Annotated in this window: 25 protein-coding genes; 22 read left to right on the plus strand and 3 right to left on the minus strand. The window is 70.7% G+C overall.

The window, feature by feature from the left end; all coding sequences use genetic code 11:
• The first annotated feature begins 12 nt into the window (after positions 1-12).
• The 8 genes from ftsH to QN141_10020 all read left to right on the plus strand — a co-directional run bounded on the left by ftsH (position 13) and on the right by QN141_10020 (position 8,569).
• Positions 13-1,926: an ATP-dependent zinc metalloprotease FtsH gene (gene ftsH, locus QN141_09985; GenBank protein MDR7558804.1), complete on the plus strand. Its 1,914-nt coding sequence runs from the start codon at positions 13-15 to the stop codon at positions 1,924-1,926.
• Between the two features lie 141 nt (positions 1,927-2,067).
• Positions 2,068-2,553: an ECF transporter S component gene (locus tag QN141_09990; protein MDR7558805.1), complete on the plus strand. Its 486-nt coding sequence runs from the start codon at positions 2,068-2,070 to the stop codon at positions 2,551-2,553.
• A gap of 13 nt (positions 2,554-2,566) precedes the next feature.
• Complete coding sequence (locus QN141_09995) at positions 2,567-3,169, plus strand: isochorismatase family cysteine hydrolase (GenBank protein ID MDR7558806.1); 603 nt, start codon at positions 2,567-2,569, stop codon at positions 3,167-3,169.
• Between the two features lie 24 nt (positions 3,170-3,193).
• A complete protein-coding gene (locus tag QN141_10000) occupies positions 3,194-3,883 on the plus strand; it encodes a hypothetical protein (GenBank protein MDR7558807.1) in 690 nt (229 codons plus the stop codon).
• An 8-nt stretch (positions 3,884-3,891) separates the two neighbouring features.
• Positions 3,892-5,418, plus strand: coding sequence for a histidine ammonia-lyase (gene hutH, locus QN141_10005; GenBank protein MDR7558808.1), 1,527 nt, complete (start codon positions 3,892-3,894; stop codon positions 5,416-5,418).
• Entirely contained in the window at positions 5,415-7,082 is a 1,668-nt protein-coding gene (gene hutU, locus QN141_10010; GenBank protein MDR7558809.1) for a urocanate hydratase, read from the plus strand. The genes hutH and hutU overlap by 4 nt, the downstream gene beginning before the upstream one ends.
• An 81-nt stretch (positions 7,083-7,163) precedes the next feature.
• Positions 7,164-7,523 (plus strand): ASCH domain-containing protein, encoded by a 360-nt coding sequence (locus tag QN141_10015; GenBank protein ID MDR7558810.1) that lies wholly within the window; start codon positions 7,164-7,166, stop codon positions 7,521-7,523.
• Positions 7,520-8,569 (plus strand): Gfo/Idh/MocA family oxidoreductase, encoded by a 1,050-nt coding sequence (locus tag QN141_10020; protein MDR7558811.1) that lies wholly within the window; start codon positions 7,520-7,522, stop codon positions 8,567-8,569. The genes QN141_10015 and QN141_10020 overlap by 4 nt, the downstream gene beginning before the upstream one ends.
• Positions 8,570-8,648: 79 nt before the next feature.
• Here the strand turns inward: QN141_10020 and QN141_10025 are convergent, their stop codons facing one another.
• From QN141_10025 to QN141_10035, 3 genes are read right to left on the minus strand one after another with little or no spacing between them, the layout of a single operon-like run.
• Entirely contained in the window at positions 8,649-9,965 is a 1,317-nt protein-coding gene (locus QN141_10025; protein MDR7558812.1) for a metallopeptidase TldD-related protein, read from the minus strand.
• The gene (locus QN141_10030) at positions 9,962-11,359 is read right to left on the minus strand and encodes a TldD/PmbA family protein (protein MDR7558813.1); all 1,398 of its coding nucleotides are present in this window, start codon (positions 11,357-11,359) and stop codon (positions 9,962-9,964) included. Before QN141_10030 ends, QN141_10025 begins: the two co-directional genes overlap by 4 nt.
• A 9-nt stretch (positions 11,360-11,368) precedes the next feature.
• Positions 11,369-11,953 carry an RNA 2'-phosphotransferase gene (locus QN141_10035; protein MDR7558814.1) on the minus strand — a complete coding sequence of 195 codons (585 nt, stop codon included), beginning with the start codon at positions 11,951-11,953 and terminating at the stop codon, positions 11,369-11,371.
• A 101-nt stretch (positions 11,954-12,054) separates the two neighbouring features.
• On the opposite strand from QN141_10035, the gene ftcD reads away from it, so the two are divergent.
• The 14 genes from ftcD to greA all read left to right on the plus strand — a co-directional run bounded on the left by ftcD (position 12,055) and on the right by greA (position 23,143).
• The gene (gene ftcD / locus QN141_10040; protein ID MDR7558815.1) at positions 12,055-12,948 is read left to right on the plus strand and encodes a glutamate formimidoyltransferase; all 894 of its coding nucleotides are present in this window, start codon (positions 12,055-12,057) and stop codon (positions 12,946-12,948) included.
• Positions 12,945-14,204: an imidazolonepropionase gene (gene hutI, locus QN141_10045; GenBank protein MDR7558816.1), complete on the plus strand. Its 1,260-nt coding sequence runs from the start codon at positions 12,945-12,947 to the stop codon at positions 14,202-14,204. The genes ftcD and hutI overlap by 4 nt, the downstream gene beginning before the upstream one ends.
• Positions 14,204-14,815, plus strand: a complete 612-nt coding sequence (locus QN141_10050) for a cyclodeaminase/cyclohydrolase family protein (protein MDR7558817.1) — start codon at positions 14,204-14,206, stop codon at positions 14,813-14,815. The genes hutI and QN141_10050 overlap by 1 nt, the downstream gene beginning before the upstream one ends.
• Complete coding sequence (gene folB, locus QN141_10055; protein MDR7558818.1) at positions 14,812-15,171, plus strand: dihydroneopterin aldolase; 360 nt, start codon at positions 14,812-14,814, stop codon at positions 15,169-15,171. The genes QN141_10050 and folB overlap by 4 nt, the downstream gene beginning before the upstream one ends.
• The gene (folK, locus tag QN141_10060; protein ID MDR7558819.1) at positions 15,168-15,647 is read left to right on the plus strand and encodes a 2-amino-4-hydroxy-6-hydroxymethyldihydropteridine diphosphokinase; all 480 of its coding nucleotides are present in this window, start codon (positions 15,168-15,170) and stop codon (positions 15,645-15,647) included. Before folB ends, folK begins: the two co-directional genes overlap by 4 nt.
• Entirely contained in the window at positions 15,647-16,318 is a 672-nt protein-coding gene (locus QN141_10065) for a deoxynucleoside kinase (protein MDR7558820.1), read from the plus strand. The genes folK and QN141_10065 overlap by 1 nt, the downstream gene beginning before the upstream one ends.
• Positions 16,315-16,941, plus strand: a complete 627-nt coding sequence (locus QN141_10070; GenBank protein MDR7558821.1) for a deoxynucleoside kinase — start codon at positions 16,315-16,317, stop codon at positions 16,939-16,941. The genes QN141_10065 and QN141_10070 overlap by 4 nt, the downstream gene beginning before the upstream one ends.
• On the plus strand, positions 16,938-17,678 hold the full coding sequence (locus QN141_10075) for a biotin--[acetyl-CoA-carboxylase] ligase (protein MDR7558822.1): 741 nt from the start codon (positions 16,938-16,940) through the stop codon (positions 17,676-17,678). Before QN141_10070 ends, QN141_10075 begins: the two co-directional genes overlap by 4 nt.
• 9 nt (positions 17,679-17,687) lie before the next feature.
• Positions 17,688-18,647 carry a P1 family peptidase gene (locus QN141_10080; GenBank protein MDR7558823.1) on the plus strand — a complete coding sequence of 320 codons (960 nt, stop codon included), beginning with the start codon at positions 17,688-17,690 and terminating at the stop codon, positions 18,645-18,647.
• Positions 18,648-18,830: 183 nt separating this feature from the next.
• Positions 18,831-19,574 (plus strand): ECF transporter S component, encoded by a 744-nt coding sequence (locus tag QN141_10085; protein MDR7558824.1) that lies wholly within the window; start codon positions 18,831-18,833, stop codon positions 19,572-19,574.
• A gap of 7 nt (positions 19,575-19,581) precedes the next feature.
• Positions 19,582-20,439 (plus strand): type III pantothenate kinase, encoded by an 858-nt coding sequence (locus QN141_10090; GenBank protein ID MDR7558825.1) that lies wholly within the window; start codon positions 19,582-19,584, stop codon positions 20,437-20,439.
• A gap of 12 nt (positions 20,440-20,451) precedes the next feature.
• A complete protein-coding gene (locus tag QN141_10095) occupies positions 20,452-21,402 on the plus strand; it encodes a quinate 5-dehydrogenase (protein MDR7558826.1) in 951 nt (316 codons plus the stop codon).
• Positions 21,399-22,511, plus strand: coding sequence for a shikimate dehydrogenase (locus QN141_10100; protein MDR7558827.1), 1,113 nt, complete (start codon positions 21,399-21,401; stop codon positions 22,509-22,511). The genes QN141_10095 and QN141_10100 overlap by 4 nt, the downstream gene beginning before the upstream one ends.
• A 149-nt stretch (positions 22,512-22,660) precedes the next feature.
• Positions 22,661-23,143, plus strand: a complete 483-nt coding sequence (greA, locus tag QN141_10105; GenBank protein MDR7558828.1) for a transcription elongation factor GreA — start codon at positions 22,661-22,663, stop codon at positions 23,141-23,143.
• Positions 23,144-23,192: the final 49 nt, after the last annotated feature.

The following is a 23,192-nucleotide window of genomic DNA, read 5'->3' on the forward strand; positions in this document are numbered from 1 at the left end:
GGGGGCTGTCCGGTGGTCAATCGGTATCTGCGCAACCTGGTGGTCTGGGCGATCATCCTGGCCGTCGTCGTCTACTTCTTCCTCCCCCTGTACCGGTCGAAGACGCCCCGCGAGGAGATCTCCTACAGCCAGTTCCTGAACTACGCCCAGGCGGACCGCATCGCCGACGTGACCATCGGCGACGACACGGTCACCGGCAAGCTGCGCGACGGGCAGCCCTTCCGGACCTTTGTCCCGCCCAACGACACCTCGTACCTCTCCCTCCTGCAGAGCAAGGGCGTCACGATCAAGGTGGAGCCGAAGAGCCGCAACGCCCTGTGGCCCAACCTCCTGTCCACCATGCTGCCCTTCTTCCTGCTCATCGGGCTCTGGCTGCTCATGCTGCGTCAGGCCCAGTCGGGCAGCAACCAGGCGATGTCCTTCGGGAAGAGCCGGGCCCGATTGCACACGGAGAACCGTCCCAAGGTCACCTTCGATGACGTGGCCGGGGTGGACGAAGCCAAGGAAGAGCTGCAGGAGGTCATCGAGTTCCTCAAGCACCCCAAGAAGTTCCAGGCCCTGGGGGCGAAGATCCCGCGCGGCGTCCTGCTGGTCGGTCCGCCGGGCAGCGGCAAAACGCTGCTGGCCAAGGCCGTGGCCGGCGAGGCCGGTGTGCCCTTCTTCTCCATCTCCGGCTCCGAGTTCGTGGAGATGTTCGTAGGGGTGGGGGCCTCCCGGGTCCGCGACCTCTTCGAGCAGGCCAAGAAGAGCGCGCCCTGCCTGGTCTTCATCGACGAGATCGACGCCGTGGGCCGCCAGCGTGGGGCGGGGCTGGGGGGCGGGCACGACGAACGGGAGCAGACGTTGAACCAGCTCCTGGTGGAGATGGACGGGTTCGACCCCAACGCCGGCATCATCGTCATCGCCGCCACGAACCGTCCCGACATCCTGGATCCGGCCCTCCTGCGGCCGGGCCGCTTCGACCGCCGGGTGGTCGTGGACAACCCCGACAGCAAGGGGCGGCGGGCCATTCTCGAGGTGCATGTGCGCGGGAAGCCGCTCGGCGACGACGTGAGCCTGGAGGTCCTGGCCAAGCACACGCCGGGATTCTCCGGCGCCGACCTGGCCAACCTGGTGAACGAGGCGGCGCTGCTGGCCGCGCGCCGCAACAAGAAGAAGATCACCATGGCGGAGATGGACGAGGCGATCGAGCGCGTGATTGCCGGTCCGCAGCGGCGCAGCCGCATCCTGAGTCCGCGGGAACGCGAGATCGCCGCCTACCACGAGGGCGGGCACGCGTTGCTGGGCAAGCTGCTGCCGAACGCCGATCCGCCCCACAAGGTCACCATCCTGCCGCGGGGGATGGCCCTGGGCTACGTCATCTCCGCCCCGCCGGAGGACAAGTACACCTACACGCGTGGGGAGTTGCTGGATCGGATCACCGCGGCCCTGGGCGGCCGGGTGGCCGAGGAGCTGGTCTTCGGCGAGGTGACCACCGGCGCGCAGAACGACTTCGAGCAGGCCACCGACCTGGCCCGGCGCATGGTCACCGAGTTCGGGATGAGTGAGAAGCTCGGCCCCCTGTCCCTGGGCAAGCGCCACGGCCCGGTCTTCCTCGGCCGCGATCTGGTCGAAACGCGCAACTACAGCGAGGAGATCGCGTACGAGATCGATAAAGAGGTGCGCCGCATCATCGACGAGTGCTACGACCGTGCCCGCACCCTGATCACCGAACACCGCGATCGCCTGGAGCGCGTGGCCAGAGCGCTGCTGGAGCGGGAGAGCCTCGAGGGAGAGGAGCTGGAACGCGTGCTGGCCGGCGAGGCGCTGGAGGCCCCCGCGGTCGCGGTCCAGCCGCAGCCCGCGCCCGGGCAGCCCGCCCTGAAGGCCGAGAAACCGGTGGAGAAGCCCCTCCCCACCCTCAAGCCCAAGCCGGAAGCCTCGTAGCGTCCTCCGGGCGCCGGCGTCGGGAGGAGCGGGTCGCCAGGCGTCCTCCGGATCGGGCTTGTGCCCTCAGGCCAGAAGAAGGACCGTCCCCGCAGGGCGCGAAATCACCCCCGCGTCCGGTTGTCCGCGGAGGAGGCGGGGATGTCCCCACGCCAGATCGCCCACATCGCGCTGCTCGCCGCCCTGTACGTGGTGCTCGGCCAGGTGGTGCGCTTCATCCCGAACCCGATGGTGCCGGGGGCGATCATCGCCCTGAATATGGTGGTGGTCGTGGTGGCCGGGATCCTGCTCGGTCCCGTTCCGGGAGCGCTGGTGGGGCTCGTCGGGACGCTGCTGAACGCCATCAGCCCTGCCGGCAATCCCTTCGAGCGGGCCGCGATCATTCCCCACACCATCATGGGGGCCGCGGCCGGATGGGCGCGGGGAGCGCCGGTGGTCCTCGCCGCGCTGACGATCATCGTCGGACACGCCCTGAACATCCTGGCCTTCGTCATCCTCCGCCTCCTGCCGGCCAACCAGGTCACCGCGACGGTGTTCTCCGTCGGATTGCTCCTGGAGATCGTGATCGACGTGGTGGTGATCAGCATCCTCGTGCCCCTGCTGCGCCCGCTGATCCGGTCGTCGTAGAATTGAAGGGAAGATGGCTCTCGTCGAGGCACCGGAGGTTCCCATCGAGCCGCGCGTCGTCGTGCCCGCGGCGAGCACGGCCCTGATCGTCGTGGACATGCAGAACGACTTCGTCAAGCCGGGCGGCGCGCTGGTCGTGGCCTCCGCCCAGCAGACCGTTCCTGCAATTCAGCGCCTGCTGGCCCTGGCCCGGGCCCGGGGGTTGGCGGTCTTCTACACCCAGGATACCCACGAGCCGGGGGATATCGAGTTCCCCATCTGGGGACAGCACGTCCTCCGCGGCTCCTGGGGGTGGCGGATCATCGACGAGCTGGCTCCCCAGCCGGGGGAGCGGGTGATCGAGAAGCTGCGCTACGACGGCTTTTTCGGGACGAGCCTGGATCACGAACTGCGGCTGAAGAAGATCGCCCGGGTCATCGTCTGCGGGACGGTGGCCAACATCTGCGTGCTGCACACCGCCGGCAGCGCGGCGCTGCGCGGCTACGGGGTCATCCTGCCGGTGGATGCGGTGTCGGCGATCACGCCCTTTGACCTGCAGGCGGCCATCCGCCAGATCTCGTTCCTCTACCGCGGGGTGATCACGACCTCAGAGGGGATCACGGTCGCGGACGGGTGATGGCAGGATCTCGGGAGGTGCACGGTGGCGCGGACGGATAGGATCCAGCGGAAGACCGGGCTCAGCCTGGTGCCCATCCTCGTCTACGTGGCCGTGGTGGCGGTGGCGACGGGGGGAGTGCTGGTCTGGGATCTCCTCTGGCAGCGGGGCCAGGAGGCCAGCCGGCGGCCGCCTCCGACCGACGTCGTGGCGAAGAACCTCGTGGAGAACATCATCGGCCCCGGCACCGTGAAGACGGTCAAGGTGGACGAGAAGGCCGGTACGGTGGAGGTGACCTTCGAGTCCGCCACCTACCCGCCGGCGGTCCGGGCGACTGTGGCCGGCACCGTGGCGGCACGCGGGCTGGACCTCCTGCGGACCGGGATGCGGGTGAGCGCGGGGGAGACTCTGGTCTACGTGCGGCGCGAAGACGGCCAGGAGGTACCGGCGGCGAAGGCGGAGGTGAGCGGACGGCTGGTTCGGATCCTGGTCAAGGCCGGAGACAAGGTTGAGGAGAACACCGCCGTCGTGCTCATTGAACCCGACGACAAGCGGGAGGCCCGGCAGAACCTGGAGACCGAGGGGTTGCTGGCCTGGCAGGCCATCATCGGCCAGCTCAGCCAGATCCACACCGTGACCTCGCAGATCGTCTACGGCGATATTACCCTGGCCACGGTGGTCGGCAAGCGCGGCCAGCAAAAGGTGAGCGCCTCCTTTCACGAGAGCCTGAAGTAGGCGGATCCGTGGGGACGATTACGGTCGGCGAACCCCTGACGATCGCCGACGTCGTGGCCGTCGCGAGGGAGAGGGCACAGGTGGCCCTCTCTGCTCTCGCTCGGGAGCGCATGGCGGCTTCGCGGGCCCTCGTGGAACGGCTGGTCGAGGAGGGGCACACCGTCTACGGCATCACCACCGGTGTCGGGGAACTGGCCGGGGTGCGGATCTCGCCGGCGCAGTCGGCGCAGTTGCAGGTCAACATCATCCGCAGCCACAGCGCGGGGGTCGGGGAGCCCCTTCCCGATGAGGTCGTCCGGGCGATGATGCTCCTGCGGGCGCACGCCCTGGCGCAGGGCTATTCGGGGGTGCGGGAGCAGCCGGTGGCGTTGCTCCTGGCACTGCTGAACCGCGGGCTGCACCCCGTCATTCCGGCCCAGGGCTCGGTGGGCGCCAGCGGCGACCTCGCCCCGCTGGCCCACCTGGCCCTGGCCCTGATCGGGGAAGGCGAGATCCGTTCCGAAGGCGGCGTGGTGCCGGCGGCCCGGGCGCTGCAGGCCGCCGGGCTCGAGCCGGTGACCCTCGCCCCCAAGGAAGGCATGGCCTTGATCAACGGCACGCAGCTCATGACCGCCTGCGGAGCCCTGGCCGTGCACGACGCCCTGGAGCTGGCGGTCTGCGCCGACATCGCCGGCGCCATGACGGCCGAGGCGCTGGGCGCCCAGGTGGAGGCCTTCGACCCCCTGATCCATGCCCTGCGCCCGCATCCGGGCCAGCAGGCCAGCGCCGGCAATCTCCGCCGGCTGCTGGAAGGCAGCGAGGTGCTGGCGTCCGCCCCGGCCCGGGCCAAGGCGCAGGACGCCTACGCCCTGCGCTGCATGCCCCAGGTACACGGCGCCTGCCGGGACGCCATGACCTACGCCGCGCAGGTGGTGGAGATCGAGATCAACTCGGCCACGGACAACCCGCTGGTCTTCGCCGCCGCCCAACGCGTGATCTCGGGCGGCAACTTCCACGGCCAGCCCGTGGCCCTGGCCCTCGATCTGCTGGCCATCGCGGCCAGCGCCCTGGCCGGCATCGCCGAGCGGCGGATCGAGCGGCTGGTCAATCCCCATCTCAGCGGCCTCCCCGCCTTCCTGACCCGCGACGGCGGGCTGCACTCCGGGCTGATGCTGGCCCAGTACACCGCCGCGGCCTTGGTCTCGGAGAACAAAGTGCTGAGCCATCCCTCCAGCGTGGACAGTATTCCGACCTCGGCCAACCAGGAAGACCACGTCAGCATGGGGGCGATCGCCGCGCGCAAGGCGCGGGCCGTGGTCGGTCACGCCCAGCAGGTGCTGGGCATTGAGTTGCTCTGCGCCGCCCAGGCCCTGGACCTGCGCGCCCCGTTGCGCCCGGCCCCCGGCACGGGGGCGGCCCGCGCGGCCCTGCGGGCGCTCGTCCCGACCCTGGCCGGCGACCGCGTCCTGGCCCCCGACCTGGCGGCGGTGCGGCGGCTCGTGGCCGAGGGGACGGTGCGGCGCAGTGTCGAGGCCGTGATCGGAGAGCTGGCATGACCCTGGCCGGTCCTCCCCGCCGCCTCCGCGCCCCCCGGGGGACGGCCCTGAGCTGTCGCGGCTGGCCCCAGGAGGCGGCGCTGCGGATGCTGCTGAACACCCTCGACCCCGAGGTGGCCGAGAAGCCGGAGGAGCTCATCGTCTACGGGGGGACAGGGCGGGCCGCCCGCAACTGGGCGGCCTTCGACGCCATCGTCCGCAGCCTGCAGGAACTCGCCGGGGACGAGACGCTGCTGGTGCAGTCGGGCAAACCGGTGGGCATCTTCCGCACCCACGAGTGGGCGCCGCGGGTGCTGATCAGCAACACCATGCTGGTGCCGGCCTGGGCCACCTGGGAGACGTTCTGGGAGCTGGAGGCCTTGGGCCTGATGATGTACGGTCAGATGACCGCAGGGTCGTGGATCTACATCGGCACCCAGGGCATCCTCCAGGGTACCTACGAGACCTTTGCCGCGGTGGCCCGCCGGCATTTCGGGGGCAGCCTTCGGGGGCGCACCGTGCTCACGGCGGGATTGGGCGGGATGGGCGGGGCGCAGCCCATGGCCGTGACGATGAACGAGGGCGTCGCCCTGGTCGTGGAGGTCGATCCGGCCCGGATCCACCGCAGGCTGGCCGCGGGATGGCTGGATCATGCAACCGACAACCTGGACGAAGCGTTGCGGCAGATCACAGAAGCACGCCGCAGCGGAACCCCGCTGTCTGTCGGGCTGCTCGGGAACGCTGCGGAGGTGTTCCCCGAACTGGTCCGTCGCGGCGTGCGATTTGACGTGGTGACCGACCAGACCTCGGCCCACGATCCGCTCGGCGGCTACATCCCGGAAGGGGTGACGGCGGAAGAGGCCCCGCAGCTGCGGCGCGATCATCCCGAGGAGTACGTGCGCCGCTCCCGGGCCTCCATGGTCCGTCACTGCGAGGCGATGGTCCAGATGAGCCGCCGGGGGAGCGTCGTGTTCGACTACGGAAACAACCTGCGCGGGCAGGCCAAAGCCGCGGGCTTCGCCGACGCCTTCGCCTACCCGGGGTTCGTGCAGGCGTACATCCGGCCGTTGTTCTGCGAGGGGAAGGGCCCCTTTCGCTGGGTGGCGCTCTCCGGCGACCCGAAGGACATCCTCCGCACGGATCAGGCCGTCCTGGAGCTCTTCCCGCAGGACGAACCGCTGGCGCGCTGGATCCGGCTGGCGGAGCAGCGCGTTCCGTTCCAGGGGCTCCCGGCGCGGATCTGCTGGCTCGGGTATGGCGAACGGGCGCGGGCGGGACTGGCCTTCAACGATCTGGTCCGGTCGGGCGCGCTGCAGGCGCCCATCGTCATCGGCCGGGACCACCTGGACAGCGGCTCCGTGGCCTCGCCCTACCGCGAGACCGAGGGCATGCGCGACAGCTCCGACGCCGTGGCCGACTGGCCGATCCTCAACGCCCTCCTCAATACCAGCGCCGGAGCCACCTGGGTGGCCGTCCATCACGGCGGCGGGGTGGGCATCGGATACTCCATCCACGCCGGCCAGGTGGTCATCGCCGACGGCACCCCCCTGGGGGCGCAGAAGCTGGAGCGGGTGCTGACCACTGATCCCGGGTCCGGCGTGATGCGGCATGCCGACGCCGGTTATCCGGAGGCCATCGCCGCCGCCCGGCGGCACGGGCTGCGGATCCCCATGCTGGGGGACTAACCCTCGAAGGCGACAGGAAACCGGCTCCCGTGTCGAATTTTTTCTGATTGTTCCCTGCCGGGCGATAACGGGAGGCGTGAGGTGTTCGCACTCAACTTCTATTCATCCGTGTTCGCCGAGCAGCTGCGCGACGGGCGCAAGTCCGCGACGATTCGGCTGGGCGACAAGCGGGACAAGTACCAGGAAGGGCAGATTGTCTGGCTCACCGTGGGCCAGCGGTTCGGCACGCGGAAGAAGATTGCCGCCGCGGTGATCGACCGCATCGAGGTGAAACCGCTGCACTCGGTGACTCCGCGGGAGATCCAGCGGGACAATCCGTCGCTGCGCAGCCACGACGAGCTGGTGGACTTCCTGGCCAAGATCTACGGCCGGAAGATTTCCGCGGAGGACACGGTGACGGTCATTCACTTCTCCCGGATTGACGAGTTCCCCGCCGTATGACCCGCCTGCGCATCGGCGTCATCGGCACGGGGTTCGGCAGCCAGGTCCAGATCCCGGCCTTCCGGGCGCATCCGCGGGCCGCGGTCGTCGCCGTGGCCAGCGCCACGCCGGGCAAGGCTGCCGCAGTGGCCCGACGGTTCGACATCCCCTACGCCTTCGACCGGTGGGAGGAGCTGATCGAGGCGGACCTCGATCTCGTCAGTGTCACCCCCCAGCCGGTCTGGCACTATCCCATGTCGCTGGCCGCCATGGACCGCGGCCGGCATGTCCTCTGCGAGAAACCGATGGCCATGAACACCGCGGAGGCGGTGGAGATGCTGGCCCATGCGGAGCGTGCCGGCATCATCCACGCCATCGATCACGAACTGCGCTTCAACCCCAACCGCCGGAAGATCAAAACGCTCATCGATGACGGGTTCCTGGGCCGGCCGCGCCACGCGTTGATCACGGTGGTCAGCGGCGGCCGGGCCGATCCCGCCCGGCCCTGGACCTGGTGGGCGGACGCCTCGCAGGGAGGAGGCCTGCTGGGCGCCCAGGCCTCGCATCAGATCGACCTGTTGCGGTTCTATCTCGGCGAGATCACCGGCGTGTCCGGGGTGACGGAGACCTTCATCCGCGAGCGTCCGGTTCCCGGGGGCACGCGCCCGGTGACCTCCGAAGACTTCACCACCTTTGCCCTGCACTTTGCCTCGGGCGCGGTGGCCACGGTGCTGCTCAGCGTCGTGGCCGCGCATGCCGAGGGTCCGCGCATTGAGCTGTGGGGCGACGAGGGGAGCCTGCGGCTGGACGGCCAGGAGCGGCTGTGGGGGGCGCGGAAAGGCGGGGAGTGGCGGGAACTCACCGAGCCCGAGACGCTGACGGCCCCGCCCGGGATGGACTACCCGTCACTGTGGGGTCTGTCCTTCGTGCGGTTTGCGGACCACCTGATTGCGGCGATCCTGGACCACTCGCCGCTCGCCCCGGCCGCCACCTTCGCCGACGGGCTCGCAGTCCAGCGGGTGCTGGACGTCATCCGGCAGTCGCGGTGGAGCGCGCCGGCCCGATGACCGTCCGCGAGATTAGCAGGGGCCACGCCGGCAGCGAAGAGGTCCCGCGCTCCTTTCGTCCATCAGGCCGCGAATGCGGTCAGGCCCCGGCGAAGGTCAGCTCCGATACCTCGATCATGGGCACGCCGTAGGCGATCCGTCCGGCGTACTCCCACTTCAGCTCCGACCCCAGGGCGGTGATCTGGCGCATGAGCGCGAGGAAGCTTCCGGCGATCGCGAAGTTCTCGACCGGATAGGCGATCGCACCGTCCTCCACCCGCAGCCCGAGCGCCTGAACGGAGAATTCGCCGGTGATCGGATTCGTGCCGGCGTGCACCCCCATCACCTCGGACACGATAACGCCGTCGGCGAGGGTCACGCCCTGACCCGGTGCGACGTACAGGTTGCTCGGGGCCACCCCCAGGATGCCGCGGTAGGTGCGCCAGGCGTGGCCGGTGTTCTGCAGCCCGAGCGTCCGGGCCGTCTCCGAGTTCGTCAGGTAGGAGGTGAGCACGCCGCTCTGGACCAGCACCGTTTTCTGCGCCGGGGTGCCCTCCGCATCCACGGGGCGGCTGGCCAGTCCGTCCGGCAGCAGGGGATCGTCGATCAGGGTCAGCAGGGGCGAAGCGATCGCTTCGCCGAGCCGTCCGGCCAGCGGGCTCTTGCCCTCCGCGACCTGCTTGCCGTTCCACATCGGGCTGAAGGCGGCCAGCAGCGCCGCCGCGGCCTTCGGCTCCAGATACGCCCGGTACTTCCCCGTGGGCAGCGGTTTCGCCCCGAGCAACCGGCCGGTGCGCTCCGTCATCTCCAGGGCCGTCCGGCCCGGCTCCAGCGCGGCGACGCCCGTGGCCCACTCGTCGTCGAACCCCTGCTTGCGGCTGGCGCCGTCCTGCATCACCAGGGAGGCAATCAGCCCGGCGACGCCGCGCCGGTACGATCCCTCCGCGCCCTCCGTCGAGGCGACGGCGACCTCCCACTCTCGCTCGGCGTAGGAGGCGTAGAGGACCTGCTTCACCCGGGCGTCCTCGCGGATCGTGCTCTCCAGGCCGATCGCCATCTGGATCTTGGCCTCCAGCGACCCCTGCAGGGCCTGGCCGACCAGGTTCCTGTGCGGGGTGGCCCGGCCAGCAGGGAGGAACCCGCCCGTCTCGGACTGCAGGCCGGCGTTGTCGATGGCCTCCTGCAGCATCCAGTCCAGGGCCTCGGGCGTGAGTTCCTCGCTGTAGGCGTATCCGGTCCGGCCGGCGACCACGACACGCACGCCGACTCCGCCCCGCACCGCCTGGGTGAGCTGCTCCAGCCGTCGCTGGTGGGCGCGGGCGGTGAGCTCCCGGCCGAGCTCAGCCAGCACCTCCGCGGCCACGCCGCGTTCCCGGGCTCTGGCCAGGACGTAGCGGCGGGCCTCTTCCGGCGTCACGTGCTCTCGCCTCCGACCACGAGCTCCGAGACCAGCACATGGGGTTGCCCGACCTCCGCGGGGATGGACCCGGAGAGGCTGCCGCACATCCCCGATCCGGTCCGCAGATCCGTGGAGACGGCGACGATCCGCCGCAGTGTCTCCGGACCCTTCCCGACCAGCATGGCGCCCCGCACAGGCTCCGCGATCTGTCCGCGGCGGATCCGATACGCCTCCTGCACGCCGAAGTTGTACTCTCCGGAGCCGGGCCTCACCTGACCGCCGCGAAAGGCCCTGGCGTAGAGCCCGTCGTCCACCTGCCGGAACAACGCCTCCAGCGGCGTGTCGCCCGCGGTGATGAAGGTGTTCCGCATCCGGGAGGTGGGGGCGAAGGTGTAGTCCTGGCGGCGCCCCGACCCGGTTGGGGCGTACCCGGTGAGCAACGACCCCCAGCGGTCCACCATGTAGCTCTTCAGCACGCCGCGCTCGATCAGGACCGTCCGCTGTGTCGGGGCGCCCTCGTCGTCGAACTCGCTGCTGCCCCAGCCGTGGGGGATCGTGCCGTCGTCGACATAGGTCACGACCGGGCTGGCCACCTGCTCTCCGATCATCTCCGAAAGGACCGAGGCCTTCTTGGCCACGGAGGTGGTCTCCAGCAGGTGCCCCACGGCTTCGTGGAAGATCACGCCGCCGAAGCCGTTGCCCAGGACCACCGGCATCGTTCCGGCCGGCGCCGGGTGCGCCCGCAGATTGGTCAGGGCCTGCGTCCCTGCACGTCGTCCCACCTCCCGGGGCGGATGGTGGTCGAAGAGCTCGAGCCCGACGCTCAACCCTTCCCAGGCCACCCCCGTCTGGACGGTCCGGCCATCCTGCGCGATGGCCGTGACGGAGAGGCGGGTGCGGACCCGATGGTCTTCCGTCCAGGTGCCGTCGGAGTTGGCCACCAGGACATCCTGCTCCCACTCCTGCAGGGTGCCCTCGACCTGGACGATCTCCGGGGCCACCCGTGCCCCCGCGTCGGCCTCGCGCAGCCGATCCAGACGGTACCGTCTGGGCTGGTCGTCATGCGGCACCTGCGGCAGGTGCAGTCCCGCGGCCGCGGCCCTGCGGAAGTCCACCCCGCCGGCCCCGCGGTGGTCCACCCGACCGGCGGTACCCTTGGCCCGAACAAGATACTCCACGGCATCATGCAGCCCCTGAGGCGTGAGGTCGTTCGTGTAGGCGTAGGCCACCTCGGTGCCGTAGAAGAGACGCAGGCCGGCGCCGTACTCGCGGCCGCTGGTCGCCTCCTTGACCTCGCCGTTGAGCACCCGCAGCGCGCGGCGTTTCCACCGCTCCACGTAGAGTTCGGCGAAGGAGGCGCCGCCTCTCCGCGCGCGGGCCAGGACGTCGGCGACCAGGGCCTCAGCCAGCATGAGACCAGTCTATGCGCTCTCCTCGGGGTTGGGAAGACGGAGGAACTCCGGCGGCACGCTGCGGGTCAGGTAGAGGGAGGGGCCGGCCTGGTAGAAGGTGACGCCGGCCTCGGCGGCCCGGCGCGCCAGCACCGTGATGACCACGGCGTCGGCGCTGTGCCGGCGGGCGACCACCAGCGCCTCCTGCCGCGTCGCCGAGAGGTGCACGAACTGGCGGTCCTGAGGATGCAGCCCCACCGTGCGCAGGTGGTCGAGCAGCGCCGCCGGCGCGCCGTGGTACAGCCACTCGGGCGGTACCACGGGAGTCCCCGGCGTCTCGATGGGGACGGTGTGCCCGTAGCGGGCCCGGATGCGTCCTTCGACCAGTTCGTAGCGGCGGACGTCTCGCCCGGCCAGCCGGCGGATGGCTTCGGCGGTGACCCAGGCCCACCCGGGTTGACCGGCGATCGCGGCGGCCAGCATCTCGAGTTCGACGAATCCTGCGGCATCGAGCGTGATCCCCACGCTCTCGGGCTTGTGGCGGAGGATGAGCGCAAGGAAGCGGCTCAGCCGGTCGTCCCGCTCCTGGCTCGACGGGCGGCCCGGCGATCGCATCGGGGACACGGCATCGCTCCTTCTGTGCCCGTCCGGCGCCCTCCTGTCGAGGAGAAGCCCTGCGCAGCGAAGAACAAGCAACGGTCGGGACGAGGTGGGTCGTGGCGCGGATCGTGGAGTGCGTGCCGAATTTCAGCGAGGGCCGGCGGGAGGAGATCGTCCAGGCGCTGGCCGGGGCGGTCCGCGATACGGCGGGGGTGCGGCTGCTGGACGTCCAGGCCGACCCCAGCCACAACCGCTGTGTGCTCTCCTTCGTCGGCGACCTGGAGGCGGTGCGGGCCGCGGCGCTGGCCGCCGCGGCCCGCGCCGTCGAGCTCATCGACATGAACCGGCACCAGGGCGAGCATCCCCGTATCGGGGCGGTGGATGTGATTCCGCTGGTGCCGATCGCCGGTGTCTCCATGGAGGAGTGTGTGGCCGCGGCGCGGGCGCTGGGCCGAGAGATCTGGGAGCGCCTGCGCCTTCCCGTCTACTTCTACGCCGAGGCCGCCCTGCGGCCGGAGCGGAAGCGGTTGCCGGAGATCCGCAAAGGGGAGTACGAGGGCCTGAAAGAGAAGCTCGCCGACCCCCTCTGGGCGCCCGATGTCGGGGAGCCGGTACCCCACCCCACCGCGGGGGTGACCGTGGTCGGAGCCCGCCGGCCCCTCATCGCCTACAACATCAACCTGACCACCACCGACGTCGAGGTGGCCCGCCGGATCGCCCGGGCCGTCCGTGAGAGCAGCGGCGGGCTGGTGAACGTGCAGGCCATGGGAGTCCGGGCCGCGTCCGGCCAGGCGCAGGTGTCCATGAATCTCCTCGACCACACGACGACACCCGTCCACCGGGCCTTCGAACTGGTGCGCGTGGAGGCGTCGCGCTACGGCGCCGACATCCTGGAGAGCGAGGTCGTCGGACTCATCCCGCTCGATGCGGTCGCCGACGTCGCCCGTCACTACCTTCGCCTGCGCGGGTTCGACCGGGCGCAGATCCTGGAAGCCAAGCTGATGGAGTGAAACTGCCGGCCGACCTCCTCATCGTCAACGCCGGGCAGCTGCTCACCCTGGCCGGCCCCAACGGATGGCCCCGCACCGGGGCGACGCTGCGCGACCTGGGTCTCGTGCGGGACGGCGCCCTCGCCGCCTGTGAGGGGGAGATCGTCTCCGTCGGACCGGTGGCCCGCGTCCTCGACGAGGTGGCGCTGACCCCGGAGGGCCGGCGGATTGACGCCGGGGGGCGGGTCGTCCTGCCCGGGTGGGTCGATCCCCACACGCACCTGATCTTTGCCGGCTCCCGCGCCGATGAGTTCGTCCTGCGTCTGCGCGGAGCCAGTTACCAGGAGATCGTCGAGCAGGGCGGAGGCATCCTCGCCACGATGCGGGCCACGCGGCAGGCCTCCGAGGACGACCTGGTGGCGCTGGCCCGGGGCCGGCTGGATCGGATGCTGCGCCTGGGGACGACGACGGTGGAGGCGAAGAGCGGCTACGGGCTGAGCGTGGACGACGAGCTGAAGATCCTGCGGGCGATCCACCGGGTGACCGCCTTCCACGAGGTGGACGTCATCCCGACCTTCCTGGGGGCCCATGCCGTGCCGCCGGAGTATCGGACCGATCCCGACGGGTACGTGTACCTCGTGATCGAGGAGATGATCCCCGCCGTCGTCGACGAGGACCTTGCCGACTTCTGCGACGTTTTCTGCGAGCGGGGGGCCTTCGCGCCCGCGCAGGCCCGCGCCATCCTGCTGGCCGGGGCCGACGCCGGGCTGGACCTGAAGATCCATGCCGACGAGCTGTCGGATCTGGGCGGGGCCTCCCTCGCCGCGTCGGTGGGGGCGGTCTCCGCCGACCATCTGCTCTACGCCTCGGACGACGGCCTGTCCGCGATGGCCGCGACGGGGACGATGGCGGTGCTGTTGCCGGGAACGGCGTTCTTCCTGGGGCTGCCCTACGCCCGGGCCAGACGGATGATCGAGCTGGGCGTGGCGGTGGCGCTGGCCACGGACTTCAACCCCGGCACCAGCCCCACCTGGTCCATGCCCGCGGTCATCGCCCTGGCCTGCGTGGGGATGAAGCTGGACCCCGCCGAGGCGATCGTGGCCGCCACCATCAACGCCGCCCACGCCATCAGGATGGCGGAAGAGGTGGGGAGTCTCGAGGTGGGCAAGGCCGCCGACGCCGTCATCCTCGACCTCACCGACTACCGGGAGCTGGCCATGGCCTTCGGGACGAATCCGGTCTACGCCGTGATCAAGCGCGGCCGGGTGGTGACGTGATGCGGGAGATGACGATCGGGGCGTTCCTGGAGCGCCTGGCGTCGGCCGACCCCACGCCGGGAGGCGGAGCGGCCGCGGCCCTGGCCGGGGCGCTGGCCGCCGCGCTGGGGGCCATGGTGGCCCGTCTCTCCGCGGGGAAGGGCGGGGACGATGACGCCTTCCTCCGCACCGCCCAGACCGCCGATCGGGCGCGCGATGTCCTGCTCGATCTGACCGCGCAGGATGCCGAGGCCTTCGAGGCGGTGATGCGGGCGCTGCGTCTGCCGCGCGCCACCGAGGAGCAGAAGCAGGCCCGCCAGGCCGCCGTGCAGGCCGCGCTGCCGCGGGCGGCGGAGGTACCTCTGCGGGTCATGGAGGAGACGATGCGGGTGTTTCGGTTGTTGCCCGACCTGGCCCGCACCGGCAACCCCAACGCGGTGAGCGACGTGGCCGTGGGTGCCCTGCTGGCCTACGCGGCCGTGCACGGGGCGCTCCACAACGTCCGGATCAACGCCGCCGCCATCAAGGACGCGACCCTGGCGGCGGGGCTCCAGGCCGACGCGGAGGCCCTGGGCCGGGAGGCGGCGCGCCTGCGCGACGAGGTCTGCGGGGCGCTGCGTGAGCGGCGATGACGGATCGGATCACGCTGGCCGGGATGCGGTTCTTCGCCTACCATGGCGTCCTCCCCGAGGAGCGCCGGCGCGGGCAGGAGTTCCTGGTGGACGTCGAGATGGCGGTGGACCTGCGCGCCGCCGGCCGGTCCGACGATCCGGCCCAGACGGTGGACTATCGCCGGGCCTATGAGGCGGCGAAGGCCGTCCTGGAAGGGCCGCCGCGACAGCTGCTGGAGACCCTCGCCGAGGAGATCGCCGAACGCCTCCTGGCCCTGGACCGTGTGGAGGCGGTCACGGTCCGGCTGCGCAAGCCTTCGGTCAGACTGGCCGGCCCGGTGGCATTCTCCGCGGTGGAGATTACCCGCCGGCGATGAGCGGTCGGGCCTTCCTCTCCCTGGGCGCCAATCTGGGAGACCGCAGGGAGGCGATCGCCAAGGCGCTGCGCACCCTGGAGGCGGGAGGGGTGACGGTCCTCCGGCGCTCCGCCTTCTACGATACGGCGCCGGTGGGACACACCCGGCAGCCGCGCTTCCTCAACCTCGTCGTGGAAGTGGACACGGCGCTGTCTCCGGAGGAGCTGCTGGAGCTCTGCCAGCGCATCGAGCGCTCGCTGGGCCGGGTGCGCACCGAGCGCTGGGGGCCGCGTCCCATCGACATCGATCTCCTCCTGTACGAGGGGGTGACCCGGGCCACGCCGTCGCTCATCCTTCCCCATCCGCGGATGACGGAGCGGGCCTTCGTTCTGCGGCCGTTGCTGGAGATCGCCCCGGAGGCGACGCTCCCCGACGGCCGCCCGTTGCGCGACTTCCTGGACGCGGTGGCGGATCAGGACGCGATCCGGATCCCGTGATGGTTTCAGGTCTGCAGTATCGCCCGCCCCAGACCCGGCAGCGGCCGCTGCTGGAGGAGAGGCGTCCGCCGGGCGTCTACATCGCGGTGGAAGGGCCCATCGGCGTGGGAAAGACCACGCTGGTCCGGCGGCTGGCCGGCCGGCTCGACGCCGCGGAGGTGCTGGAGGTCGTGGAGGACAATCCCTTCCTGCGCCACTTCTACGGGGACATCCGGGGCTACGCCTTTCAGACGCAGCTCTTCTTTTTGCTCAGCCGCTACCGGCAGCAGGAGTCGATCCGGGCCTGGCGTGAGGCCGGCCGCTCCGTGGTCAGCGACTACCTCTTCGCCAAGGACCGCCTCTTCGCCCGGATGAACCTGGAGGAACACGAACTGGACCTCTACGAACAGCTCTACGCCCTCCTGGCGCCGACGACGGTGCCGCCGGACCTGGTGATCTATCTCACGGCCAGCCTCGAGACGCTCCGGCAGCGGATCCTGCAGCGCGACCGCTCCTTCGAGCGGGCCATTCCGCCGGCCTATCTCGACCGATTGTGCCAGGAGTACGAGCGGTTCTTCGCCGAGGTTGGCGACACGGCGCTGCTGCGGGTGGACACCGACCAGGTGAACATCTTCGCCGAGGAGGCCCTGCAAGAGATCGCCCGGTACGCGGTGGAGAGGACGCCTCCATGAAGTGGTTCGTGGCTGTGAGCGGCAACATCGGCTCGGGGAAGTCCACGATCACCACGCTGCTCAGCGAGAAGCTGGGATGGCGCCCGTACTACGAGATCGTGGAAGAGAATCCCTACCTGCCCGACTTCTACCGGGAGATGCCCCGCTGGAGCTTTCCACTCCAGGTGTTCTTCCTGAGCAAGCGCTTCCAGCACCACCGTCAGATCCTGGAGGCCCCGGGGTCGGTGATCCAGGATCGCACGATCTACGAGGATGCCGAGATCTTCGCGCGCAACCTCTACCTGCAGGGCCTGATGGACGAGCGCGACTACCGCACCTACTACGAGCTGTTCACCACGATGGTGGGGCTCCTCCGCCCGCCCGACCTGATCATCTACCTGAAGGCCTCCATCCCCACGCTGCTGGAGCGGATCCGCCGGCGGGGGCGGGACTACGAACAGGGCATCCGTCCCGAGTACCTGGCTCAGCTGGACGAGCGGTACCGGGAGTGGACCGGGCGCTTCACGCTGTGCCCGGTGCTGACCGTCGACGCCGACCGCCTCGACCTGCACAACCTGGACGCGCTCGTGATGGCGATGCGGTCCGCGCTTCCCACGCTGTTCCCCCTGAGCGAGCGGGCATGACCGCCGCCGACCTGCGCCGGCTGGCCCCGGACCTGCCCACCGCCCGGTTCGGTCGACCGCTGCACATCTACGAGAGCGCGCCTTCGACCAATGACCTCGCCCGCAGGCTGGCGGAAGACGGCGCGGCGGAGGGCACCGCCGTTCTGGCGCTGACGCAGACGCGGGGCCGCGGTCGGCTGGGGCGGTCCTGGGCCTCCCCGCCCGGCGGTCTGTACCTCTCCGTCGTACTGCGCCCGGAGCTGCCGCCGGCACGCTGGCCCCTGCTGGCGCTGGCCGTGGCCCTCGGCGCGGCGGCGGGCGCGGAGGAGGCCTCCGGGATCGCCGTGAAGCTGAAGTGGCCCAACGACCTGGTCACCGAAGAGGGTAAGGTGGGAGGTGTCCTGCTCGAGGCGGGCCCAGACCATGCCGTCGCCGGCATCGGGATCAATGCCGCTCCACCGGCGGCGGATCTGCCGCCCGGGGCCGCGGCCCTGGGCGTCCCCCTGCCGCCGCTGGTGCAGGCCGTGCTGTGGCACGTGGAGCGCAGCGTGGACCTCGCCTACGCCGACCCCCGCCGGATCCTGGCCCCGTGGCGGGCGCGTTGTGTTACCCTCGGCCGCCGTATCCGCATCGCCGGGACCGAGGCGGTGGAGGGGGTGGCCGAGGATGTCGACGGAGACGGTGCGCTCATCGTGCGGACCCCTGCCGGCGTACGGCGAATCGTCGCCGGCGATGTTGCCATCCGTGACGAGGAATGAGGTGAGACGATGCCGGCGATCACCGACGTCCCCGGGATTGCGGTCGGGCACGCCACGGACCAGGCCGCGCTGACCGGGTGCACCGTGGTCCTGGCCGAAGCCGGTGCCGTGGGCGGCGTGGACGTCCGCGGCTCTGCGCCGGGAACGCGCGAAACCGATCTCCTTCGCCCGATGAATCTGGTGCAGCGGGTCCACGCCGTCCTGTTGACTGGCGGCAGCGCCTTCGGCCTGGGGGCGGCCGAGGGCGTGATGCGCTACCTGGAGGAGCGAGACGTGGGGTTCGACACCGGCGTGGAGGGGGCGCCGCGCGTCCCCATCGTTCCCGCCGCCGTTCTCTTCGACCTCCGCATCGGCGACCGACGGGCCCGGCCCACCCCGCAGATGGCCTACGAGGCCTGCTGGCGGGCTTCCACCGTCGTGGAAGAGGGCAGCGTGGGGGCCGGAACCGGCGCCACGGTGGGCAAGGTGTTCGGCGTGGAGTGGGCGATGAAAGGCGGGGTGGGCACGTGGAGCGTGGCGGTGTCGGGCGGGGCGGTCGTGGGCGCCCTGGTCGTGGTCAACGCCTTCGGCGACGTGGTGGACGACCGCACCGGCCGGATCCTGGCGGGCGCGCGCGATCCCGGAGGAGCAGGTTTCGTGGACACGGCGAAGACCCTGCAGCAGATGGAACTCCCCCCGGGAAGAGGGATCGGCGAGCATACGACGCTGGCCGTCGTTGCCACCACCGCGCGCCTGTCGAAGGAGGCCACGAACTGGCTGGCGCGGGTGGCCCACGACGGGCTGGCCCGCGTGATCTCCCCTGTGCACACCCTCTACGACGGTGACACTGTGTTCGCGCTGTCCCTCGGCGAGGCCCCGTCCCACCTGCTCTCCCTCGGCACCGCCGCCGTGGAGGCGGTGGCCGAAGCGGTCAAGCGCGCCGTGCGCCTGGCCAGAGGCGCCGGCGGCGTGCCGGGACTGGCGGGCTGAGAGGGCCACCGACCGGCAGCCCCGTCCGGGCCATGGTATGATGAGCAGGAGGCCGGCACCGTGAGGGCCGGACCCGGCGCAGCCTGCACCGAACCAGGCTCCGTCCGGTACTCAGGTCGAGACTGGAACGGAGGGAGATCGATGGCCCACAGCCCGTTTGCCCCTCCCGCGGAGCGGAGGGGGATGCGGTTGTCCACGCGGGAAATGACCATCACTGCGGCGCTGGGCGCCGTGGCCATCGTCATGGGCCTGGTGCCCTGGATCGGGTTCATCCCCGCCCCCACGCCCGCCGGGAGTGCCACCACCATGCACATCCCGGTGATCATCGCCGCGACGCTCGAGGGTCCCGTCGTCGGCGCCCTGGTCGGCGCCATCTTCGGGTTCTTCAGTTTTACCCGGAGCGCGATCCCGATCTTCAAGAACCCGCTGATCGCCTTTGGGCCGCGCATCCTGATCGGGGTGGTGGCCTTTGTGGTCTTCGCCGCCCTGCACCGGCGGTATGCGCGGGGGACCTCGGCCGCCGTCCTGGGCGCGGCGATCTACACCATCCTCGGGCCGGGCGCGCAGCGCTTCGAGGCGGCCTTCGCCGCGGGGAAGATCGAGCCCAGCTGGCTCATCGCCGGCTATCACGCCGTGGCCTCGGTGGCCGTGGCCCAGGCCTGGCTGCCCCTCGCCGCGGGCGCGGCCGGCGCCGCCCTGGCCTGGTGGCTGCTGGGCGGCGAGAACGCCGCGCCGGCCGCCGCCGCCGTGGCCGGAACGCTGACCAATACGGTGGGCGTGCTCACCCTGGCCGTGGCCTTCGGCTATCTCCCCGCGGGCGCCGCCTTCGTCGTCGGCGCGACACACGGGTTGCCCGAAGTGGTCCTGGCCGTGGCGATCACCGTCCCGGTCTACCGGGCCGTGGCGCTGGCCCGCCGGCGTGGCTGAGGCGCCGATGCTCCTCGCCCTGAACATCAACAACACGCAGATCAAGATCGGCGGATACCGGGGGACCGACCTCCTCTTCCACTGGCGGATCGCCACCGACCGCGAGAAGACCGACGACGAGTATGCGATGATCCTGCGGGAGCTGTTCCGCCACATCGGGCTGCAGTTCGCGCAGGTGGAGTCGGTGGCCATCTCCTGCGTCGTCCCGCCCCTGACCGACGTCTTCGAGCGGCTCTGCCGGCGGTACTTCGGCGTCGTCCCGCTGATCGTCGGGCCCGGCGTCCGCACCGGGATGCGCATCCACTATGAGAATCCCAAGGAGGTGGGCGCGGACCGCATCTGCAACGCGGTGGCCGTCTACGAGAAGTACGGGGGCCCGGCCATCGTCGTCGACTTTGGCACGGCCACCCACTACACCGTCGTCTCGGCGAAGGGGGAATTCCTGGGCGGGGCCATCGCCCCCGGCCTGGGCATCTCCGTGCGGGCCCTGGCCGAGCATGCCGCGCAGCTGCCCCACGTGGAGCTCGTCAAGCCCGGGGGCATCATCGCCCGGTCCACGGTGACGGCGATGCAGGCCGGAATCATCTACGGCTTCGTCGGGCAGGTCGAGGAGATCGTGCGCCGGATGAAAGCCGAGCTGGGCGGGAGCGCGACGGTGGTGGCCACCGGGGGCTGGGCGGAGGTGGTGCTCGAGGAGTGCCGGTGCTTTGATCACTACGATCCGCTGCTGACCCTGGAGGGGCTGCGCATCATCTACGAGCGCAACCGGGTTCCGGAGGCGGCCCGACCCCCAGCGGCCCCGGCCGCACCCCCCGGCCGGGGCGACGCCTCCTCCCCGGCAGGACTCCCCGGCGGGGAGCCGTAGTACTCCCTGGCGATGAAGCGCGTCGTCTCGGTCAGCCTCGGCAGCAGTTCCCGCGACCACCGCTTCGAGACCACCATCCTGGGCCAGCCCATCGTCATCGAGCGCATCGGGACCGACGGAGACGTGGCCCGCGCCAGGCGGCTCCTTGAGGAGCTCGACGGGAAGGTGGACGCCCTGGGCCTGGGCGGGACCGACCTCTACCTGCGCGCCGGGCGCCGCCAGTACCTCATCCGGGAGACGGCGGGCCTCGTGCGCAACATCCGCCGCACCCCCTTCGTCGACGGCGGCGGCCTGAAGGCCTCGTGGGAGCGGTGGTTGATCACCGACTACCTGCCGAAGCAGAAGGGCCTGTCCTTCAAGGGGCGGCGCGTCGTCCTGGTCTCCTCGGTGGATCGGTACGGGATGGCGGAGGCCTTCGTTGAGGCCGGGGCGGAGGTCATCTTCGGCGACCTCATCTTCGCCCTCGGGATCCCCATTCCGCTGCGCTCCCTGGTCTCGGTCCAGGTCCTGGCGGCCATCCTGCTGCCGGTGTTGAGCCGGCTGCCGATCAAGTACCTGTATCCCACGGGGAAGCGGCAGGAGCAGATCACGCCCAGGTATCAGCGCTACTTCCGCTGGGCGGAGGTGCTGGCCGGAGACTTCCACCTCATCCGGCGGTACATGCCCGACGACCTGCGGGGCCGCATCGTGCTCACGCAGACCATCACGCCCACGGACGTCGAGGAACTCCGCCGCCGGGGGGTCTGGATGCTGATCACCGACGGACCGGACATGGGCGGGCGGTCCTTCGCCACGAACGTGCTGCAGGGCGTGATCGTGGCCGTCACCGGGAAGCGCCCCGAGGAGATCACGCCGGCCGAGTATCTGGAGACGGCGCTGCGCGCGGGGTTCCTGCCGCGGATGGAGGAGTTGAACCCCCGGGAGGCTCCCCGGGCCTGGCGCCGCGAGCCGGCTGCGGTATGAGCCCGCCCCCTCCCCACCACGGGACCTTCGCCTTCCTCATCCACCCGCTGCGCATCGAGGATTTCGCCCGCCGGTATCCCGTCACCCGCCGGCTGCCGGCGCCGCTGGTGGAGCGCGTCTTCACCTGGGTGCCGCCCCGGCTGGTCTCGCACATCACGGGGATCCGCTCCGCGACCGGCGCCACGGCGGAAGGATGGTTCATCGGGTTGCCCCTGACGCCCCGCACCCTGATGACCGCGCCGCTGCCCTTCGTCTACCGCCGGCTCATCCAGTCCGGACGCATGGCGGAGGCGCTGGGGGCGAAGATCCTGGGCCTGGGGGCGTTCACGAAGATCGTGGGCGATCGCGGCCTGACCGTGGCCGCCCACCTCTCCATCGCCGTGACCACCGGCAACAGCTACACGGCCGCCACCGCGGTGGAAGGCGCCCTGCTGGCCGCGGAGCGGATGGGGATCGCTCCGGCCGACGCCACGGCCGCGGTCGTCGGCGCCACGGGCTCCATCGGGGCGGCGTGCAGTGCAGTCCTCGCCCGCGCCGTCGGGCGGATCGTCCTCGTGGCGCGCACGCGCGAGCATCTGGAAGCCCTCCAGGCCCGACTGCGACCCCAGGCTCGGGCCAGCGTCGCTGTGGAGACAGAGGTCCGCCGCGCGGCGCGCGAAGCTGACATCGTGCTCACGGTGTCTTCAGCGACCGATACGCTGATCGAGCCCGAGGACCTCCGCCCGGGCGCCGTGGTCTGCGACGTGGCGCGACCGCGCAACGTCAGCCGGCTGGTGTACGAGCGTCGCGACGATGTGCTGGTGATCGACGGCGGGGTGATCGAGGTGCCGGGCGAGGTGGAGTTCGGGTTCGATTTCGGCTTCCCGCCCCGGATGGTCGAGGCCTGCATGGCGGAGACGATGCTGCTGGCCCTGGAGGGCCGCTACGAGAACTTCACGCTGGGCAAGGAGATCAGCCTGGAGCGGGTTGAGGAGATCGCCCTGCTCGCCCGCCGCCACGGGTTCCGGATGAGCGGGTTCCGGAGATTTGAACGGGCGATCGGTGACGAAGAGGTGGAGCGCATTCGGATCGCCGCCTCGCGGCGCCGGCCGGCCTCAATTCATTCTTGACGGGTCCTGGGAGTTGGGCTATACTCTGCGTCACTGAGGGGGCGACCCCTCAGTGTTTTTGCGCGGGAATCGGATAGCGGGCGCGGAGGGCGCTGTAGGCCGGGTCTCGGCCTACGGTGTTTGTTCTTCAGGTGGCGGGGAGCCGCAGCATGGCGGACGATCAGAAGCACACCATCCTTACCCCCGAAGGATTGCGCAAGCTCGAGGAAGAGCTTGAGTTCCTCAAGACCGTGAAACGCAAGGAGATCGCCGAGCGGATCAAGGCCAGCAAGGCCTTCGGCGACATCTCCGAGAACGCGGAGTACGAGGACGCCAAGAACGAGCAGGCGTTTGTGGAAGGCCGCATCCTCCAGCTGGATCAGCTGCTGCGCACGGCGAAGGTCGTCGACAACCACGACGCGCCTCCGGACACGATCGTCGTGGGTTGCACCGTGCGGCTCCAAGAGCTCGGGTCGGGGGAAGAGATCACCTATACCATCGTGGGCTCCGCCGAGGCCGATCCCGACCGGGATCGGATCAGCAACGAATCTCCGGTCGGTCGCGCCCTGTTGGGCCGGCGCGCGGGAGATGTGGTCGAGGTCGCCGTACCGGCGGGGAAGATGGCCTATCGTGTCCTGCAGGTCACCTCGTAGCGCCCCCGTCTGGAGCCTCTCGGCCACGGGAACAAGCGGGATGAGCATG

The sequence above is a fragment of the Armatimonadota bacterium genome (genome assembly GCA_031459765.1).
In the GTDB taxonomy this organism is placed as follows: Bacteria; Sysuimicrobiota; Sysuimicrobiia; order Sysuimicrobiales; family Kaftiobacteriaceae; genus Kaftiobacterium; species Kaftiobacterium secundum.